Annotated in this window: 17 protein-coding genes; 9 read left to right on the top strand and 8 right to left on the bottom strand. The window is 73.1% G+C overall.

All coding sequences use genetic code 11. From position 1 onward, the window contains the following. Window positions 1–141: 141 nt before the first annotated feature. Together NH602_RS01820 and NH602_RS01815 are read right to left on the bottom strand one after the other, a co-directional pair. Window positions 142–1311 (bottom strand): NAD(P)/FAD-dependent oxidoreductase, encoded by a 1170-nt coding sequence (locus tag NH602_RS01820; protein WP_253066819.1) that lies wholly within the window; start codon window positions 1309–1311, stop codon window positions 142–144. Further along, window positions 1311–1664 (bottom strand): bifunctional 3-phenylpropionate/cinnamic acid dioxygenase ferredoxin subunit, encoded by a 354-nt coding sequence (locus tag NH602_RS01815; RefSeq protein ID WP_179760903.1) that lies wholly within the window; start codon window positions 1662–1664, stop codon window positions 1311–1313. Before NH602_RS01815 ends, NH602_RS01820 begins: the two co-directional genes overlap by 1 nt. 324 nt (window positions 1665–1988) lie before the next feature. Between NH602_RS01815 and NH602_RS01810 the strand changes: the two genes are divergently transcribed. From NH602_RS01810 to NH602_RS01795, 4 genes are all read left to right on the top strand, one after another. Beyond that, the gene (locus NH602_RS01810; RefSeq protein ID WP_253066818.1) at window positions 1989–3440 is read left to right on the top strand and encodes an MFS transporter; all 1452 of its coding nucleotides are present in this window, start codon (window positions 1989–1991) and stop codon (window positions 3438–3440) included. A 97-nt stretch (window positions 3441–3537) separates the two neighbouring features. Further along, the gene (locus NH602_RS01805) at window positions 3538–4911 is read left to right on the top strand and encodes an L-serine ammonia-lyase (protein ID WP_253066817.1); all 1374 of its coding nucleotides are present in this window, start codon (window positions 3538–3540) and stop codon (window positions 4909–4911) included. 3 nt (window positions 4912–4914) lie between these two features. Continuing rightward, complete coding sequence (locus NH602_RS01800; protein WP_073576187.1) at window positions 4915–5196, top strand: hypothetical protein; 282 nt, start codon at window positions 4915–4917, stop codon at window positions 5194–5196. Further along, entirely contained in the window at window positions 5193–5864 is a 672-nt protein-coding gene (locus NH602_RS01795; RefSeq protein ID WP_179760905.1) for a GntR family transcriptional regulator, read from the top strand. Before NH602_RS01800 ends, NH602_RS01795 begins: the two co-directional genes overlap by 4 nt. A gap of 89 nt (window positions 5865–5953) precedes the next feature. On the opposite strand, the gene NH602_RS01790 is transcribed toward NH602_RS01795, so the two are convergent. Continuing rightward, the gene (locus NH602_RS01790; RefSeq protein WP_139282851.1) at window positions 5954–6844 is read right to left on the bottom strand and encodes a thioesterase family protein; all 891 of its coding nucleotides are present in this window, start codon (window positions 6842–6844) and stop codon (window positions 5954–5956) included. Between the two features lie 154 nt (window positions 6845–6998). On the opposite strand from NH602_RS01790, the gene NH602_RS01785 reads away from it, so the two are divergent. Continuing rightward, window positions 6999–9080 carry an ATP-dependent DNA helicase gene (locus NH602_RS01785; protein ID WP_308292798.1) on the top strand — a complete coding sequence of 694 codons (2082 nt, stop codon included), beginning with the start codon at window positions 6999–7001 and terminating at the stop codon, window positions 9078–9080. A gap of 73 nt (window positions 9081–9153) precedes the next feature. Continuing rightward, window positions 9154–9570: an organic hydroperoxide resistance protein gene (locus tag NH602_RS01780; RefSeq protein ID WP_253066816.1), complete on the top strand. Its 417-nt coding sequence runs from the start codon at window positions 9154–9156 to the stop codon at window positions 9568–9570. A 17-nt stretch (window positions 9571–9587) separates the two neighbouring features. Here the strand turns inward: NH602_RS01780 and NH602_RS01775 are convergent, their stop codons facing one another. From NH602_RS01775 to ctaD, 4 genes are read right to left on the bottom strand one after another with little or no spacing between them, the layout of a single operon-like run. Then, the gene (locus NH602_RS01775) at window positions 9588–10208 is read right to left on the bottom strand and encodes a carboxymuconolactone decarboxylase family protein (protein ID WP_253066815.1); all 621 of its coding nucleotides are present in this window, start codon (window positions 10206–10208) and stop codon (window positions 9588–9590) included. 10 nt (window positions 10209–10218) lie between these two features. Further along, complete coding sequence (locus tag NH602_RS01770) at window positions 10219–10974, bottom strand: peptidyl-tRNA hydrolase (RefSeq protein ID WP_374210114.1); 756 nt, start codon at window positions 10972–10974, stop codon at window positions 10219–10221. Next, on the bottom strand, window positions 10971–12194 hold the full coding sequence (serB, locus tag NH602_RS01765) for a phosphoserine phosphatase SerB (RefSeq protein WP_253066814.1): 1224 nt from the start codon (window positions 12192–12194) through the stop codon (window positions 10971–10973). The genes NH602_RS01770 and serB overlap by 4 nt, the downstream gene beginning before the upstream one ends. Window positions 12195–12240: 46 nt before the next feature. After that, window positions 12241–13995: a cytochrome c oxidase subunit I gene (gene ctaD, locus NH602_RS01760; RefSeq protein WP_253066813.1), complete on the bottom strand. Its 1755-nt coding sequence runs from the start codon at window positions 13993–13995 to the stop codon at window positions 12241–12243. 240 nt (window positions 13996–14235) lie between these two features. On the opposite strand from ctaD, the gene NH602_RS01755 reads away from it, so the two are divergent. Then, on the top strand, window positions 14236–15354 hold the full coding sequence (locus NH602_RS01755; protein ID WP_253066812.1) for an acyltransferase: 1119 nt from the start codon (window positions 14236–14238) through the stop codon (window positions 15352–15354). Here NH602_RS01755 and NH602_RS01750 read toward each other — a convergent pair. Next, entirely contained in the window at window positions 15347–16153 is an 807-nt protein-coding gene (locus tag NH602_RS01750) for a PIG-L family deacetylase (RefSeq protein WP_208825722.1), read from the bottom strand. The two genes, NH602_RS01755 and NH602_RS01750, sit on opposite strands and share 8 nt — an antisense overlap. Before the next feature lie 127 nt (window positions 16154–16280). Here NH602_RS01750 and NH602_RS01745 point away from each other — a divergent pair, with 127 nt between their 5' ends. Together NH602_RS01745 and NH602_RS01740 are read left to right on the top strand one after the other, a co-directional pair. Beyond that, window positions 16281–17948 (top strand): benzoate-CoA ligase family protein, encoded by a 1668-nt coding sequence (locus NH602_RS01745; RefSeq protein ID WP_253066811.1) that lies wholly within the window; start codon window positions 16281–16283, stop codon window positions 17946–17948. A gap of 96 nt (window positions 17949–18044) precedes the next feature. Then, window positions 18045–18488 carry a GNAT family N-acetyltransferase gene (locus NH602_RS01740; RefSeq protein WP_253066810.1) on the top strand — a complete coding sequence of 148 codons (444 nt, stop codon included), beginning with the start codon at window positions 18045–18047 and terminating at the stop codon, window positions 18486–18488. The last annotated feature ends 57 nt before the right edge of the window (window positions 18489–18545 follow it).

The following is an 18545-nucleotide window of genomic DNA, read 5'->3' as shown; positions in this document are numbered from 1 at the left end:
CTGATATATCAACTGTCTGCGGTTAGCCTCGCACGGCACTCTCGGCAGGTCAAGAGGCTGATCGCGGTGCGCGCGAACGGGTCCGGACACGCCTGCGGCGCAGGTCCTCGTGAGGACCTGCGCCACAGGTGACGTGCCGGGTCAGGCGAGCCGTTTCGCCAGCTCCCGGCGCATCCGCCCGAAGGGCCGGGGACGGTCGACGCCGAGCACGCCGACGGCCTCCCCCGCGGCGTCGAGGAACACGGCGAGGAACCCGCCGTCGACCTCGAGGTCCCCGTCGTCGATCCGGACCGAGCCGTCCGCGGCCCGGTGCCCGGCGAACTGGATGGTGTGCCCGTACTGGTCGGACCAGAAGTAGGGCACCGCGTGGTGGGCCGGCAGCGAGTGCTCGGTCCCGAGCAGCGCCGCGGCCGCGACGGCCGGCTGCTGCAGCGCGTTGGTCCAGTGCTCCAGGCGCAGCCGGGAGCCGGTGTAGGCGCGGTGGGTGCTGGCACAGTCCCCCACCGCGACGATCCCGGGCAGGGTCGTGCGGCCCGCGGCGTCGGTGACGACACCGTCGTCGAGCTCCAGACCGGAGCCGTCGAGCCACTCGACGTTCGGGATCGCACCGATCCCGACCACGACCACGTCGGCGGGCAGCGCGCGGCCGTCGGTGAGCTCGACCCCGGTGACCCGGGGCGATCCGACGAGCCGGGCCACGCCCGTGCCGAGGTGCAGCGGCACCCCGGCGGCGGTGTGCAGGCGGCCGCAGGCGGTGCCCATCTCGGGCCCGAGGGCCCGCTGCAACGGCACCGGGGCGGCCTCGACGATCGTGACGTCCAGACCGAGGCCGTGGGCGGTCGAGGCGACCTCGGCCCCGACGAACCCGGCGCCGATCACCACCAGCCGCCGGCCCGGGACGAGGTCGGCGCGCAGGGCGCGGGCGTCGTCGAGGGTGCGCAGGGTGTGCACCCCGCCGGGCAGCTCACCCGGCAGGTTCCGGGCGCGGGCGCCCGTGGCGAGCACGACGGCGTCCGCCGCGAGAGTCGAGCCGTCGTCGAGAGTGACGGTCCGGGTCGGGCCGTCGAGGGCGAGTGCGGTGCGGCCGAGGCGCCAGACCACGTCGAGCGCGGCGTCGTCGTCCTCGGTCAGGGCGATGGCGTCCTCGTCGGAGATCCCGGCGAGGAACTCCTTGGACAGCGGAGGGCGGTCGTAGGGGACGTGCTTCTCGTCGCCGACGACCGTGATCGTCCCGGTGAAGCCCTGGGCGCGCAGGGCTCGCGCCGTGGCGAGGCCGGCGAGCGAGGCGCCGACGACCGTGACGTCACGCATCAGGTGCCGGCCTGTACGCCCGGGCGGACGCCGGTCGCGGCACCGGAGGCGGGGACCGACTCGACGACGTGGACCACACCGTCGGCGATCACCACCTGGTGTGTGCGGACGGGGGTCTTCGCGGGCGGGCCGCTCGGCATCCCGGTCCGCAGGTCGAAGCAGGCCGCGTGCAGCGGGCACTCCACCGCGCAGTCCTCGAGCCATCCGTCGGACAGCGAGGCGTCCTGGTGGGTGCACGTGTCGTCGATGGCGTAGAGATCGCCGTCGACGTTGAAGACGGCGATGGGCACCGTCCCCTGGACACGAACGGACTCCCCGACGGGGAGGTCGGACAGCTCGCCCACGAAGATCATGCTTCCTCCACTGTTGCCTATAGCGAAACTCGCCATGCCATGCGCAACCGTATGGTGAGGCCGCAGGTCGCAGCCGTCAACGAGCGATTTCTCGGCCGGCCCGGACAGGGCCCCGGCGTCACGACGTGGAAATGCGAGCAGCTGTCCCCGGTGACCGGAACACCCCCGGAACCGGCACCAGCACATTCCGGGCCACCCGTCGACGAAAGATATATCACTCGTGGATACGTGACACCATGGTCGCGAGGATGGTGGTGTGGCGACACTGCATCGCCACGTCGGCGTGGCTGCCGCGGCGCGGCCGATCGACCCGAGGAGACCCGCATGTCCGACGGACCGCGCAGGCCCCGACGCCGCGGCCCGGTCGCGGTCGCGGTCGCGGTCGAGGAGGAGCGCACGGTCCGACGGGCGGCTGCGGCGGCCTCGGTCGGCAACGTCGCCGAGTGGTACGACTTCGGCCTCTTCTCCTTCCTCTCCGCGGTGGTGCTCAACCGGGTCTTCTTCCCGGAGGCCGGCGAGTGGTCGCTGGTGCTGACCCTCGCCACGTTCGCGGCCGCGTTCGTCGTCCGGCCGCTCGGCGGGTTCGTGTTCGGACCGCTCGGGGACCGGATCGGCCGCACCCGGGTGCTCGCGTTCACGGTCCTGCTGATGACCGCCGCGACGCTCGCGCTGGGCTTCGTGCCCTCCTACGAGACGGCCGGGATCGCCGCGCCGCTGCTGGTCCTGCTCATCCGGATGCTGCAGGGCTTCTCCGCGGGCGGGGAGTACACCGGCGCGCTGACCCTGGTCTCGGAGTACGCGCCCGACCGCCGTCGCGGGTTCTTCGGCAGCTGGCTGGAGTTCGGCACGATCACCGGCTACACCCTCGGCGCGGGCGTCTGCGGCGTGCTCGTCGCGGTGCTGCCCGAACAGGACCTGCTCGCCTGGGGCTGGCGGATCCCGTTCCTGCTCGCCCTCCCCCTCGGGGTGGCCGGCATCTACCTGCGGATGCGGCTGGAGGACACCCCGGCGTTCCGGCAGCTCATGGAGCGCTCCCCCGCGCTCGCGACGATGCCCTACCGGCGGGCGATGCAGATCCTGGTCCGCCGCTACCGGACACCGGCCCTGGTCGCCGCGGCGCTGGTGGTCGCCTGGAACGTCACCAACTACGTGCTGACCAACTACATGCCCACCTACCTGACCGGGACACTCCCCCGGCACGGGCAGCACGGCGCGTCCGGGGCCGCCACCGGCGCCATGCTCGTCGCGGTCATGCTGGTCATGCTGTGCGTGATCACCGCGGTGGGCAGGCTCAGCGACCGGGTCGGCCGCAAGCCGGTCCTGATGGTCACGAGCCTGACGCTGGTGGCCGTGGGGCTGCCCGCGGTCCGGCTGATGCGCGACGGCATGATCGGCCAGTTCGTGGGCCTGCTGCTGATGGCCACGGTGCTGGTCGGCTTCGCCGCGGTGCTGCCGTCGACACTCCCCGCGCAGTTCCCGACGATGGTCCGCTACGGCGGCCTGGGCGTGGTGTTCAACCTGTCGGTGTCGCTGTTCGCGGGCACCGCGCCGACGCTGATCGAGACCGCCGTGACCGCCACCGGCAACCTCGACTGGCCGGGGTACTTCCTCGTCGCCGCGGGCCTGGTCGGCGTGGTCGGCGTGGTGTTCCTGCCCGAGACCGCGGGCCGCCCGCTGGCCGGGGCGGCACCACTGACCTCCAGCGCGGACCTGCCCCCGCCGCCGCTGTCGCCCGAGGGCGTGCCGCTCGAGCAGCCCTACGACCACACACGCTGACCCCGCCGCGGATCGACCGTGGCACTCTCTTGGCACGATTGATATATCAGTCTAACATCGTCGCCATGACCAGAGGCCGGCGTGGATCGGAGCGACCGTGAGCACCTCCGTGTTCGACATGTTCACGGTCGGGATCGGACCCTCGAGCTCGCACACCGTGGGCCCGATGCGGGCCGCGGCCCGGTTCGTCGCGCGGCTCGCCGACTCGGGCGAGCTGCCGCGTACCGCGTCGGTGCGGGTCGAGCTGTTCGGCTCCCTCGGCGCGACCGGGCACGGCCACGGCAGTGTGAAGGCCGTCGTACTCGGGCTCGCCGGGCACGAGCCGCACCTCGTCGACCCGGTCGGCGCCGACCCGATGGTCGCCGACGTCCGCGCCGGGGGCCGGATCCGCCTCGGCGGGACCCACGAGATCACCTTCGCCCCCGACGACGACGTGGTCCTGCACCGCAACCGCCGGCTCGACTTCCACTCCAACGGCATGCTGCTGCAGGCCTTCGACGACGGCGGCGCCGTCCTGGACAAGCGCGAGTACTACTCGGTGGGCGGCGGCTTCGTGCTCGACTCCGACGAGGCGGGCCGCCCCGTCCTGGTGGAGGACGCGACCCCGGTCGCCCACCCCTTCACCACCGGCGACGAGCTCCTCGGACTCACCCGCACCCACGGGCTGTCGATCTCCGACATCATGCTGGCCAACGAGCTGTCCCGGCGCACCGAGGACGTGGTACGCAGCGAGCTGCTCCACATCTGGTCGGTGATGCAGGAGTGCGTCGAGCGCGGCGCCCGCACCGGCGGCACGCTGCCCGGCGGGCTGAAGGTCCGGCGCCGGGCGATGGCGCTGCGCGAGCGGCTGGAGGCCGCGACCGGCGAGCCGGACGCGCTGCACGCGATGGAGTGGGTGACGCTCTACGCCCTCGCCGTCAACGAGGAGAACGCGGCCGGCGGGCGCGTCGTCACCGCCCCCACCAACGGCGCCGCCGGGATCGTCCCGGCCGTGCTGCACTACGCCGAGCGCTTCCTGCCCGGCTTCGACGACGACTCCGTCGTCCGGTTCCTGCTCACCGCGGGCGCGGTCGGGGTGCTGTTCAAGGAGAACGCCTCGATCTCCGGCGCCGAGGTCGGCTGCCAGGGCGAGGTCGGGTCGGCCTGCGCGATGGCGGCCGCCGGGCTCGCCGAGATCATGGGCGCCACCCCGGAGCAGGTCGAGAACGCCGCCGAGATCGGCATCGAGCACAATCTCGGGCTGACCTGCGACCCGGTCGGCGGGCTCGTGCAGATCCCGTGCATCGAGCGCAACGCGGTCGCCTCGATCAAGGCCATCACCGCGGCGCGGATGTCGGCGCACGGCGACGGGATGCACCACGTCTCGCTGGACACGGCCATCACGACGATGCGGGAGACGGGCGCGGACATGCAGGACAAGTACAAGGAGACCGCCCGCGGTGGTCTCGCGCTGAACATCGTCGAGTGCTGAGCCGTGTTCTCCGAACAGGACGAGCTGGAGCGGTTCCTGCTGTCGCGCCCGGCCACCGGGCGCCGCAACGGCGCCGCACCCGACTGGAGCCCGTCCGGGATCGCCGCGGCCGCGGGGGCGGCCGGGGTGCCGGCCGTCGCCGTCGCGGACCCGGCCGACGCCGTCGACCACGCCCTGACGACCGCCGGGGGTGAACCCGTCGTGGTGACCGGGTCGTTCCGGCTGCCCGGCGCGGTCGCGTCGCGGCTGGACCGCCGGGCCGTTCCCGAGGGACAGCCCGCATGACGACCACCGAGGACGTGTTCGTGGACTTCGACAGCCCGCGGTCGCTGGCCGACCGGGCCTACGTGGCCATCCGGGACCGGCTGATCATGCTGGAGATCCCGCCGCTGGCCCCGATCGACGACGAGGCGCTGTCGACCCGGCTCGGCCTGGGCCGCACCCCGGTGCGCGAGGCGCTCAAGCGGCTGGAGACCGAGCGCCTGGTCGTGTCCTACCCGCGACGGGGGACGTTCGCGACCGCCGTCGACATCTCCGACCTGCGCGACGTGTGCGAGGTCCGGACCGTGCTGGAACCGACCGTCGCGCGGCGGGCCGCCGTCGTCGCCCCGCGGTGGCGGCGCGACGAGCTTCGTGAGCTGGCCGGGCGGGTGGCGTCGCTGGAGGCGCCGCGGATGGGCCGGATCGAGCTCATGCGGTGGGACGTGACGGTCCACCGGTCGGTGTACCGGGCCGCCGGGAACCCGTACCTGGAGGACACGCTCACCCGCTACTACCACCTGGCCACACGGATCCACTGCCTGTTCCTGGACCGCATGGACCAGGTCGGCCGCCACGTGCACGAGCACGCGGCGCTGCTGACCGCGATCGCCGACGGCGACGCCGACCGCGCCGAGGCTGTCAGCCGCGACCACGTCGTCGGCTTCGAGACCGCCGTCCGCGCGGTCCTCTGAATCGGGCCCTCCGTCGCCGAGATGCAGCTCAGCGGGGTGTGGAGATCTATAACTCCCGCTGAGCCGCATCTCGGTGGATCGTGGCGGGGTCAGTCCCGGAAGCGGAACGGGGCGAGCTTCTCCGCGAGGAGGACCGGGTCGCCGTCCTCACCCGGGGCGTGGTGGAAGCCCTCGGCCTCGGCCAGGCCGATGAGCTCGCGGTCGTGGAACAGGCCGCAGACGTAGCGGACGGTGTCTTCGCCGATCTCGGTGACCGCGACGCGCATCTGGTAGATGCCCGGGTAGTGCACCTCGGCGAGGTACTGGACCGACAGCGTCGACGGGGAGAGCCCGTCGAGCGGGCCGCCCTCGGGGTAGCCCAGCACGTCGGAGTGCAGCTCGGCGAGGCCGTCGAGGTACCAGGAGGCCAGCGCGACGTTGTTCACGTGGCGGTTGGTGTCCAGGTCGGTGAAGCGGGTGCGGACGTCCCAGCGGAACGGGTAGTTCTCGCGGACGGTGCGGGCGTCGCCGCGCTCGGGACGGACCGGGGCGGGGGCCTCGATGCGCAGGGTGGTCAGCGCGCCGCGGACCTCGTCGGTCAGCGGGGTCGGGGCGTCGCCGTCGGTGTGCACCGAGGTCGACTCGCCGGTGGCGACGCACTCGTCGCCGGCGAAGACCGCGTATCGGTAGGAGAACGACGTGGTACCGACATGGCTGACGCCGACGCCGATCCGGTAGGACCCGGTGACCCGCAGCGGGGCCAGCACGTCCACCCGGATGGCGGCGAGCAGCAGCCGCACGCGGGACTGCAGGCGGGCGACCAGGTCGGCGCCGAAGGTGTCGCGCTCGACGGCGACGCGGGCGTCCTCGAACCAGCGCACCAGGGCGTCGCGGCCGATCCGGCGGCTCGGGTCGAGGTCGGCGTAGCGGGCCTCGTGCTCGATCAGCACCGGGAACATCCCCGGCTCGGGCACGGTCGGCGTCGTGATGGTTGCTGTCACCCCCCCATCGTGACGCTGTGTCGCCGCTCACCGGCAACCGGCCGTCCGATATCACACCCGGTGAGCTGCCCGGGTACGCCGGGTGCGCGGTCCCGGGTGCCGAGCGGCACGGTCAGGGCCGGACCTGTCGGGGGCGCTCGGTAACCTGCCGGACGTGCCTCCCCCCTCGACGGCCCCCGTGCGGACCCAGGACCTGCCCGGTGTGCACGAGCTGCTCGAGGTGGCCGTCACCTCGGTCGGCGGCTCCCGCCGCCAGGGCCAGGACCGGATGGCCGACGCGGTGCGCCGCTCGCTGTCGTCCGGAGAGCACCTGGCCGTGCAGGCGGGCACCGGCACCGGGAAGTCGCTGGCCTACCTCGTGCCCGCGATCCGGCACGCGATCGCCCGCGACACCACGGTCGTCGTCTCGACGGCGACGATCGCGCTCCAGCGCCAGCTCGTGGACCGGGACCTGCCGCGCGTCGCGAAGAGCCTGAAGAAGGTGCTGGGCCGCGAGCCCACCTTCGCCATCCTCAAGGGGCGGCGGAACTACCTGTGCATGAACAAGCTCCACGGCGACATGGACGACGATCCGGGCGACGAGCAACTGTTCGACGCGTTCGCCATCTCGGCGCTCGGGCGGCAGGTGAAGCGGCTGCACGAGTGGTCGTCGGACACCGGGACCGGGGACCGCGACGAGTTGGTCCCCGGCGTCCCGGACTCCGCGTGGCGGCAGGTGTCGGTGACCGCGCGGGAGTGCCTCGGCGCGAGCCGCTGCCCGGTCGGCGAGGACTGCTTCGCCGAGAAGGCGAAGGCCGAGGCGGGGCGGGCCGACATCGTCGTCACCAACCACGCCCTTCTCGCGATCGACGCCATGGGTGAGGCTCAGGTGCTCCCCGAGCACGACGTCGTGATCGTCGACGAGGCGCACGAGCTCGTCGACCGGGTCACCGGCGCGGCCACCGCCGAGCTGACCGCGGGCACCGTCGCGACCGCGGCCCGGCGCTGCGGAAAGCTCGTCGACCAGGACACCGCGGACCGGCTCGCGGAGGCCGGTGAGGGTCTCGCCGCGGTGCTGGAGGACATGCCCCCCGGGCGCTGGGAGTCGCTGACCACCGCCGCCGCGGGCGCACTGAACGCGATCCTGTCGGCCGGGGCGGGCTGCCGGCAGTCGATGGGCGCGAACAAGCGCAGCGACGACGCCGACCCCGAGGGCGCCGCCGCGCGCAAGCTCGCCCAGGCCGTGCTCGACGAGGTCGTCGACACCGCCGCGCGGCTGCTGGAGACGTTCTCCGAGACCGACGCGGCCACGCGCCGCGACGTCGTCTGGCTGGGTGAGCAGGGTCCCGACGGCTCCCGCCACAAGGTGCTGCGGGTCGCGCCGCTGTCGGTGGGCGGGCTGCTGCGCGAGCGGCTGTTCAACACCCGCACCACCGTGCTGACCTCGGCGACCCTGGCCCTGGGCGGGTCGTTCGACGCGCTGGCCCGGCAGTGGGGCCTGCCGGCCTCGCAGCCCAGGGAGGCCGGGGCCACCCCGCCGTCGCGCGTCGACGAGGGGCACGGCCCGGTCCAGGACCCGGAGGCGCCGCGCTGGCAGGGCCTCGACGTCGGGTCCCCGTTCGCGCACGCCAAGTCCGGGATCCTCTACCTCGCCCGGCGGCTACCCAGCCCCGGCCGCGACGGCCTCGCGCCGGAGACCCTCGACGAGATCGAGGGACTCGTCCGCGCCGCCGGGGGCCGCACGCTGGGTCTGTTCTCCTCGACCCGCGCGGCGAAGCAGGCCACCGAGGCACTGCGCGGCAAGCTCGACACGCCCCTGCTGTGCCAGGGCGACGACTCCACGATGCTGCTGGTCAAGCGGTTCGCCGAGGACCCGGAGACCTCGCTGTTCGGCACGCTGTCGCTGTGGCAGGGCGTCGACGTGCCCGGCCCGTCGCTGTCCTGCGTGATCATCGACCGGATCCCGTTCCCGCGCCCGGACGACCCGCTGATCGCGGCCCGGCAGAAGGCCACCGACGCGCGCGGCGGGAACGGCTTCCTGTCGGTGTCGGCGACGCACGCGGCGCTCCTGCTCGCCCAGGGCGCCGGACGGCTGCTGCGCGCCACCGACGACCGCGGCGTCGTCGCGATCCTGGACCCGCGCATCGCGACCGCGCGCTACGGCGGCTTCCTGCGGGCGAGCCTGCCCCCGTTCTGGGAGACCACCGACCGGGAGAAGGTGCACGGCGCACTGCGCCGGCTGCGCGAGTCCTCGTGACCGGCTCCACACGGCGGACGGGCCCCGACCCGATATAGGTTGTGTGCAACCAATCGAGTCCGGAGGCGCACCCGTGGCGAACTACACGACCGAGGCCACCTCGACCGGCGGCGGCCGCGACGGCCACGTCCGCAGCGACGACGGCTTCATCGACCAGGACCTGACGATGCCGCCGGAGCTGGGCGGCCCCGGGGGCGCCACCAACCCCGAGCAGCTGTTCGCCGCGGCCTACGCGGCCTGCTTCCACGGCGCGCTGAGGCTGGCCGCCCGCACGGCGAAGATCACCGTCCCCGACGACACGCAGGTCACCGCCACCATCCAGCTGGCGCCCGACGATGTGAGCTTCCACGTGGCCGCCGACATCACCGCGCACCTGCCGGGCCTGGACCAGGCGGCCGCGGACGAGCTCGTCGAGGCCGCCCACCAGGTGTGCCCGTACTCCAAGGCCACCCGCGGCAACGTCGAGGTCACCCTCACCGCGACCGTCTGACCGCGGGGCCCGGGTGCTCACGGTGCCGGGGGGATCTCCGGCGCCGGGATCTCGAAGGCGTTCAGCAGCGCCGACACCGACAGGTACATGCCGGTGAGGTGCACGGCGTCGAGCACCCCGTCGCGGCCGAGCGCGGCCTCGGCCGCGGCGTAGGTGTCGTCGGAGACCCGGTGGGTGCGGACCAGCTCGTCGACGAACCGGTGCACGACGAGCTCGTCGCCGGTCAGCACGTCGGCGGCGGTTCCGTCGTGCAGCGCCCGCACCGCGTCCTCGGCCAGCCCCACCGACCGGGCGACCGCGGTGTGCGCGTACAGCTCGTACGCCGCGCCCCAGGCCGCGCCGACGGTGAGGATCACGACCTCGCGCACGGTGGCCGACAGCGACGAGTCCCGCTGGTCGGTGCCGACCCAGCGGTTGAACGCCTTCCCGGGGCCGGGCCGCAGCACGAAGGCGTTGAACGGGCCGATGAGGCCGCCGTCGTCGTCGGTGGCGGCGAAGCCGGACTCCTCGGCCCACCGGACCGAGCCGGAGTGGAGCCGCTCGGCGGCGGCGCGCTGCTCGTCGTCGAGGACGAGGGTCTCGTTGCGGGGCAGCCGGCCGCCCCAGTCGCGGGCACCGGCGGAGGGGTGTGTGGTCACACCTGGTGGATCACCGCCCGGCGGTCCCGGCAAACGCGGCCCGGGCCACCGCGAGGCAGGTCATGGTCCCCGGATCGACCTCGGTGAAGCCCGCGTCGCGCACCCCGACCACGCCGTCGGTGCCGTCGTCGGCGGCCGGGCACAGCCGGGCCCAGGCGGCCCGGTCCGCGGTCCGCACCGCGCACACCGGTGCCGCACCGACCGGCCAGCCGAGGGCCGCACCGAGCAGCATCGTGGCGTGCCCGACCTGCGCGGCGGCCTTGCCGACCGTCATCTCCGCGTACGGGGACAGCAGTACCAGCGGGGCGCCGGGATCGGGCGGGCCCGGCTCGTCGACGGGCAGCTCGGTGCCCCCGATCTGCAGCCGCGACACCGCCTTCGGGGCCTCGTCGACCGGTCCGGGCACCAGCGCGCGGGCCTCGGCGTCGCCGACCCGCACCGTCACGCCGGGCAGCTCCCGGACCGCACGCCAGTGCGCGCCGCGCGCCCGGCGGGCGATCTTGCGGATGCGCCCGTCCACCCAGGGGGCGACGACGTCGGACCACTCGCCGCCGGGCTGGGCCCGCGGGTCGGTGCAGACGGCGACCGCGGCCGTCGCGGCGGCCTCCAGCAGCGCGGTGCGACCGGGGAGCGGTTCGCGCTCGATCCGCAGCACGACCGGCATCGCCCGGACGACGCCGTCGGCCTCCGGCGCGATGTCGCGCTCCCGCGCCCCGGACCCGTAGCGGCCCGCGAGCAGGTGCAGGATCGGCGCGGGACCGGTCACGCCAGCGGGACCCGGCGGAGCACACCCTCGGCGGCGTCGGCGGCCTCGACCTCGGTGCGGGTGATGCCCAGGACGAACAGCACGACGTCGAGGTAGGGCACCGACACCGAGGTGTCGGCGATCTCGCGCAGCGCCTGCTTGGCGTTGAACGCCACCCCGAGCCCGGCGGTGGAGAGCATGTCGATGTCGTTCGCGCCGTCGCCGACCGCGACGGTCTGGTCGAGCGGGATGCCGTGGGCCTCGGCGAACCGGCGCAGTGCGACGGCCTTCCCGGCCCGGTCGACGACCTCGCCGACGACCCGCCCGGTGAGCTTCCCCCCGGAGATCTCCAGCTCGTTCGCGGCCACGAAGTCGAGCTTGAGCTCGCGGGCGAGACCGGCGATGACCTGGGTGAACCCACCCGAGACGACGCCGCAGCGGTAGCCGAGCCTGCGCAGCGTGCGGATCGTGGTGCGGGCGCCGGGGGTCAGCTCGATCCCGGCGGCCACCTCGTCGACGACGGAGGCGGGCAGCCCCTCCAGCGCGGCGACGCGGCGGGTCAGCGACTCGGTGAAGTCGAGCCGGCCCGCCATGGCCTCCTCGGTGACCCGCCGGACCTCGGCCTCGACGTCGGCCCCGGCGCGGGCGGCCAGCATCTCGATGACCTCGCCCTGGATCAGGGTGGAGTCGACGTCGAACACGATGAGCCGCTTGCTGCGCCGGGCCAGCCCGGCCCGTGTCACCGCGACGTCGACGCCCGCCTGCCGGGCCACCCGGACCAGCCGCCTGCGCAGCGTGCCGGGCGGGTAGTCGTCGGCGTCGCCCTCGGGGACCGGGGAGACGAGCAGCTCCAGCCCCGTCACCGGGTAGTCGGCGACCCGGCGGATGGAGTCGATGTTGGCGCCGACCGCGGCGAGTTCCGCGGCGATCGCGCCGAACGCGCGGGCCGTGATCGGCCTGCCCAGGACCGTGACGACGTGCGTCGACGGCGTCCGGGCGGCCTGACGGCCGTCACGCTGGATCTCGATGTGCACGGTCATGGCGATGGAGTCCATCGCCGCGCCCACCGTCTCCTGCAGGTCCTCCGGATCCCCTGCCGGCACGACGAGCGCGCCCAGGGTGAGCCGGCCGTTCACCACGACCTGTTCCAGGTCGAGCAGCTCGACGCCGGCCGTGGTGAGCGCGGTGAACAGCACGGAGCTGACACCGGGCCGGTCCGGCCCGGTCACCGTGACGAGCACGGTGGGCCGGGCCGGACCAGGAGGGACGGGGTGAGCCGCCGACACCTCAGGTCGACTTGGGGTCGTCGTCCGGCATGGACTCCTTGCCGACCTGCTGCGCGAGGACCTCGGTCGGGTGCGCCCGGTTGCCGACGTGCGCCTCGGCGCGCGCCTTCTCGACCAGGTGCGGGTAGTGCAGGTCGAACGCCGGGCGCTCGGAGCGGATCCGGGGCAGCTCGGTGAAGTTGTGCCGCGGCGGCGGGGACGAGGTGGCCCACTCCAGCGAGTTGCCGAAGCCCCACGGGTCGTCGACGGTGCAGACCCGGCCGAACCGGTAGCTCTTGAACACGTTGTAGAAGAACGGCAGCGTCGAGGCACCGAGGATGAACGCGCCGATCGACGAGATCGTGTTCAGTACGGTGAAACCGTCGGAGGGCAGGTAGTCGGCATAGCGCCGGGGCATCCCCTCGTTGCCCAGCCAGTGCTGCACCAGGAACGTCAGGTGGAACCCGACGAAGGTCAGCCAGAAGTGGATCTTGCCGAGCTTCTCGTCGAGGAACCGGCCGGTCATCTTCGGGAACCAGAAGTAGATCCCGCCGAAGGTCGCGAACACGATCGTGCCGTAGAGCACGTAGTGGAAGTGCGCGACGACGAAGTAGGTGTCCGACACGTTGAAGTCCACCGGCGGCATCGCGAGCAGGATGCCGGTCAGACCACCGAAGAGGAACGTGACCAGGAAGCCGACCGAGAACAGCATCGGCGTCTCGTAGGTGATCTTGCCCTTCCACAGGGTGCCGATCCAGTTGACGAACTTGACGCCCGTCGGGATGGCGATGAGGAACGTGGTGAAGGCGAAGAACGACAGCATGATCGCGCCGGTGGCGTACATGTGGTGCGCCCAGACCGCGACCGACAGCGCCGCGATGGCGATGGTCGCGAAGACCAGGCCCTTGTAGCCGAAGATCGGCTTGCGGGCGAACACCGGGAAGATCTCCGAGACGATGCCGAAGAACGGCAACGCGACGATGTAGACCTCCGGATGGCCGAAGAACCAGAACAGGTGCTGCCAGAGCACCACACCACCGTTGGCCGGGTTGAAGATCTGGGCGCCGAGGTGGCGGTCCGCGGCCAGCGCGAGCAGCGCGGCGGTCAGGATCGGGAACGCGATCAGGATCAGCAGCGCGGTGATGAAGATGTTCCAGGTGAAGATCGGCATCCGGAACATCGTCATACCGGGCGCGCGCATGCAGACGATGGTCGTCACGAAGTTGACGCCACCGAGAATGGTGCCGAGGCCGGAAACGACGAGGCCCATGATCCACAAGTCCGCACCGGGACCTGGTGAGCGGATCGCGTTGGACAGCGGGGTGTAGGCGAACCAGCCGAAGTCCGCGGCGCCGCCCGGGGTCAGGAAGCCGGAGACGACGATGAGGCCGCCGAACAGGTACAGCCAGTACGAGAACGAGTTGAGCCGCGGGAACGCGACGTCGGGCGCACCGATCTGCAGCGGCACGATGTAGTTCGCGAAACCGAACACGATCGGCGTCGCGAACAGCAGCAGCATGATCGTGCCGTGCATGGTGAACAGCTGATTGTACTGCTCGGTCGACAGGAACTGGAGCTCCGGCCGCGCGAGCTCGGCGCGGATCAGCAGCGCCATGACCCCGCCGACGGCGAAGAAGCCGAACGACGTCGTCAGATAGAGGATCGCGATGTCCTTCGGGTCCGTCGTCCTCAACATCTTGAGGAACGTGGATCCCTTGCCCTCACGCCGCGCCGGATACGGGCGCGTCGAGATCGGCTTGGGCTCGACGGCTGTCACCTGGGCCTCCATGCACTTGCCTGACCTGAGCACGTCCTCGCGGACGGGCAGACTCTACTTCCCGACCGGCGAGCGGCGCCCGTCCGGTCCGGGAGATCCACTCCGTGGGTCCCGGCCCGTCGCACGGCGCGCGCCGATTGTGCTCTACGGAGAGTAGAACCGACAGCCCCCGACCGCGCACTCAGGGCGCCCTTCACCCGGATCAACAGGTCGCCGGCGGTGTGCGACGGTGGAGATGTGGTGGTTCCGACACCCCCGCCGGGGACCCGTCGCCGGGAGCCCGGCTGGGACGTACTGCGCAGCACCTTCGTGCTGCTGGTCGTGCTCTACCACGCCACGCACCTCGGCCCGGTGCTCCACCCGGAGCTGGCGCCGCGCAGCGTCTCCTTCGACCACCAGGTCGGGGCGAGCCTGCTGCTGGTCGTCTCGGCCTACTTCGCCTGCGCGACGCTCGGCCGCCACTCCCCCGGGCGCTACTGGTGGGGGCGGGTCGCGCGGCTGCTGCCGGCGTTCGTCGTCGCGGTGCCGCTGGCCTGGGTGGCCCTGCGCTTCGTGTCCCCGCTGGACTGGGCGTCGCCGCCGGCACGGGAGATGGTCGTCAACTGGCTGATGCTGGGGAACTGGGACACCGAGCGCTACCCGTGGCTCGACCCGGCGTTCTGGACGTTGCCGCTGCAGCTGATGGCGTTCACCGCCGCCGCGGTGCTGAGCGTGACGCGCTGGGGGTACGGGCCGCGGCTGCGGGTGCTGCTGTGGGCGATGGTGGTCGTCCCGCTGCTGCTGTGGCCGCTGCGGGCGCGGCCGGGCGACGTCGCCGACCCGCCGTGGTGGTACCGGACCGTCGTCGACGGGCTGGGGTTCCACCGGTTGCACCTGTTCGTGGCCGGGATCGCGGTGTGGCTGTGGTCGACCCGGCGGATGCGCACCCCGCACGCGATCGCCCTGCTCGCGGTGTGCGGCCTGGCCCAGTTCGTGCACGGCCTCGAGCCGGGGCCCGACGGCGTCGTGCGGATCGACCTCGACCACCTCGACGCGGTCGCCGCCGCGCTGGTCTGCGCCGGGATCGCGCTCGTCGCCGTGGTGGCCCGGCTGCCCCGGCCGGGCTCGCGGATGCCCGCCCCGCTGGCGACGGCGGCGCGCAGGCTCGCCGGCATCTCCTACGGCGTCTACCTGGTGCACCAGACCGTCGGCTACGTGCTGATGCGCCGGCTGCAGGACCTCGGCGCCGGGCCGCTGCTGCAGTCCGCGGCGATGCTGGCGACGGCGGTGCTGCTCGGCTGGGTGCTGACCCGGCTGGTGGAACGCCCGGCCCACGCCGCGCTGATGCGGGCGTGGGACCGGCGCGCGGGCGTCACCTGAGCGGCTCGAAGACCTCGGTCCAGATCTCGGGCGCGGTGGCCGGGTTGGGCTGCGCGTCGACGATGTAGAACTCGGTGCCCAGCCCCATCGCGAACACCGGGTCCGGCATCGTCAGCATGAAGTGGTCGGGGCCCATCTGGCTGGCGTGCGCGCGCATCGAGGCCCGCTTGGTCTCGGCGTACTCGACGGCCTCGACCCGGTGGGTGATCTCGGACTCGGGCTTGCCGAACGACCCGTCGTCGGGGATCTCGGGCATCTGCCAGTCGTCGCCGCGCTCCTTCCGGAGACCGCGCATGCCGCGGAGCAGCCAGTCGCGGTTGGTGGTGTTCTGCGCGACGACCGGCACCCCGGCGAGCTCCCCGGCGCGGGCACCGACCCGGTGCACCTGGATGTGGTCGGGGTGGCCGTAGCCGCCGTTGTCGTCGTAGGTGGTGAGGACGTCGGCCTCCTCCTCCTCGAGGATCAGCGCGAGCCTCTTGGCCGCGTGCTCCACCGGGGCCTGCCAGAAGCAGTAGGGGGCGTCGTTGCTGGGCTCGCCCATCATCCCGGAGTCGACGTAGCCGAGGAACTCCACGCGGGCGACGCCGAGGGCGCGGGCCGAGGCGTGGCACTCCGCGGAGCGGCGGACCGGCAGCTGCTCCCCCTCGGCCAGGACGCCGGGTACCGGCTCCCCCAGCTCGCCTCGGGTGGCGAAGACGAGGACGACGCGGTGGCCGAGCGCGGCGGCCTTGGCGAGCGTGCCGGCGGTGCCGATCGACTCGTCGTCGGGATGGGCATGGAAGCTGACGAGGGTCCCCACGGACGGTGAGCCTAGGAGCCGGTCCCGGCCGCCCCGCACCGGGCCGTCGTCGATCTACACACCGTTGACGCGCCGTCCGATGTGTGTAGCATCACAGGTCCCCGAACCGGCACAGGAGCCGTCCACCATGGCCGATGTCGTCAGCGTCGACAACGTCGATCCCGCCCACACCACCGTGCCCGTCCCCCGCAGCGCGCAGCAGGCGCCGGAGGCGTTCAACGCCGCCGCGCACCTCACCGCCGCCCGGGTCGGGGCCGGGGACGGACACCGCACCGCCGTCCGGTTCCCCGGTGGTTCGCTCACCTACGCCGCACTGACCGACCGGGTACGGCTCGTCGCCGGGGCCCTGCGCCGGGCCGGCGTGCGGCCCGAGCAGCGCGTGCTGCTCGTGATGCCCGACGACGTCGAGCTGTTCACCGCGATCCTCGCGACCCTGTGGGCGGGCGCGGTCGCCGTGCCGTGCTCGACGATGCTGACCGGACGCGAGCTCGCCGTGCTCGTCCGGGACTCGCGGGCGACCACCGTGATCGGCGGCGAGGCGTTCGCCGCGCACCTCACCGAGGCCGTCGCGGGGGCGCCCGACCTGGAGCGCGTCGTGCTCACCGGGGCCGACCCGCTGGTCGCCGGGGTCACCTCCCTGACCTGGGACGCCCTGCTCGACGGCGCCGAGCCGCTGCCCGAGCCGCACCCGACCTGGGCGGAGTCCCAGGCGCTCTGGCTCTACACCTCGGGCACGACCGGCAAGCCCAAGGGCGCCATGCACCGCCACGACGACATCCGGTTCGTCGCCGACACCTACGGCCGCCAGGTCCTCGGGATCCACCGCGACGACGTCTGCCTGTCGGTCGCGAAGCTGTTCTTCGCCTACGGCATCGGCAACTCGATGTTCTTCCCGCTCTCGGTCGGCGCCTGCACCGTCCTGGAACCGTCCCGGCCGGACCCCGAGCACTACTCCCGCCTCGCCGAGCAGCACGGCGCGACGCTGTTCTTCGCCGTCCCCAGCTTCTGGGGCCCGATGATCGCCGCCGAGCTGCCGCGCGAGCGGTTCGCCACCGTGCGCCGCGGCGCGTCGGCGGGCGAGGCGCTGCCCGCGCGGATGTTCCACGGCGTCCTCGACCGCTACGGCTTCGAGGTCCTGGACGGGATCGGCTCCACCGAGGCACTGCACATCTTCATCTCCAACCGGCCGGGCGAGGTCGTGCCGGGGAGCTCCGGCTTCCCGGTCCCCGGCTACGAGGTGGAGCTGCGACGGCCGGACGGCAGCGTCATCGACGGCCCCGGCGAGCAGGGCATGCTCTACGTCGCGGGCGACTCGGTGTGCACCGGCTACTGGTGCCGTACGGAGGTCAACCGCGCGGTGTTCCAGGGCCGCTGGATGCGCACCGGAGACCAGTACGTCCGCGGCGAGGACGGGTCGTGGACCTGCCTGGGCCGGGCCGACGACGTCCTCAAGGTCGGGGGCATCTGGGTCTCCCCCGGCGAGGTCGAGACCCGCCTGCTGGAGCATCCGGGGCTCGCGGAGGCGGTCGTCGTCGGGATCCCGGACGACGACGGGCTGGACAAGCCGGTCGCGTTCGTCGTGCCCCGCGACCCGGCGGCGGCGCCGTCGGAGGCCGAGCTGGTCGCGTTCTGCCGTGAGGGGCTGGCCTCGTTCAAGCGGCCGCGCGCCGTGGTCACCGTCGACGAGCTGCCCAAGACCCCCACCGGGAAGATCCAGCGCTACCGGCTGCGCGCGCACGCCGCCGCGCTGCCGGGGACCACGGGGCACCCCGGCGACCCGGAGACGGTGGTCTGAGACCCGTCCGGAGTGTCTCGATGTAGGACGTTCGCTCGACCCGGGCCGCTCCGCCGGGGTTCACTCGGCGGACACACCGACGGCGAGGAGGCCGGCGTGGACACGTGGGACTGGATCCCGGAGACCCCCGCGACCTGGGACGACCGGAAGGGCCGGGTGCTCGACGGTCTCGACCCCGCGCTGTTCGGCCTCGGCCGGCCCGGCGACGGCGACCCGCTCGGCGACGAGTGGTGGCGCGTCGAGGACGCCGACGGCACGACCGTCGCCTACGGCCGGCTCGACGGCAGCTGGGGTGACGCCGAGATCCTGGTCCTCGTCGCCCCCGCGGCCCGGCACTCCGGCGTCGGCTCGTTCGTGCTGGAGCGGTTGGAGGCCGAGGCGGGCCGGCGGCGGCTGAACTACCTCTACAACGTCGTGCCGCACGGCCACCCCGACCCCGAGCCGGTGACCGCCTGGCTCGCCGCGCGCGGCTTCGCCCGCAACGACGTCGGCGAGCTGCGCAAGCAGGTCCCGGCCGCGCTGGTGCAGAACCAGGGCTGAGCCGGCCGGGCCACACCCCGATACTCCACACTCTTCCGTCGCCACGTCATCTGGTTG

This window comes from Pseudonocardia sp. McavD-2-B, from assembly GCF_024124365.1.
In the GTDB taxonomy this organism is placed as follows: domain Bacteria; phylum Actinomycetota; class Actinomycetes; order Mycobacteriales; family Pseudonocardiaceae; genus Pseudonocardia; species Pseudonocardia alni.
This window is presented reverse-complemented; position numbering and strand designations above follow the sequence as displayed.

Coding starts and splice junctions, on each gene's coding strand:
- NH602_RS01815 (WP_179760903.1), bottom strand. CDS start 1,664: ATGATCTTCGTGGGCGAGCTGTCCGACCTCCCCGTCGGGGAGTCCGTT.
- NH602_RS01795 (WP_179760905.1), top strand. CDS start 5,193: ATGACGACCACCGAGGACGTGTTCGTGGACTTCGACAGCCCGCGGTCG.
- NH602_RS01810 (WP_253066818.1), top strand. CDS start 1,989: ATGTCCGACGGACCGCGCAGGCCCCGACGCCGCGGCCCGGTCGCGGTC.
- NH602_RS01745 (WP_253066811.1), top strand. CDS start 16,281: ATGGCCGATGTCGTCAGCGTCGACAACGTCGATCCCGCCCACACCACC.
- NH602_RS01820 (WP_253066819.1), bottom strand. CDS start 1,311: ATGCGTGACGTCACGGTCGTCGGCGCCTCGCTCGCCGGCCTCGCCACG.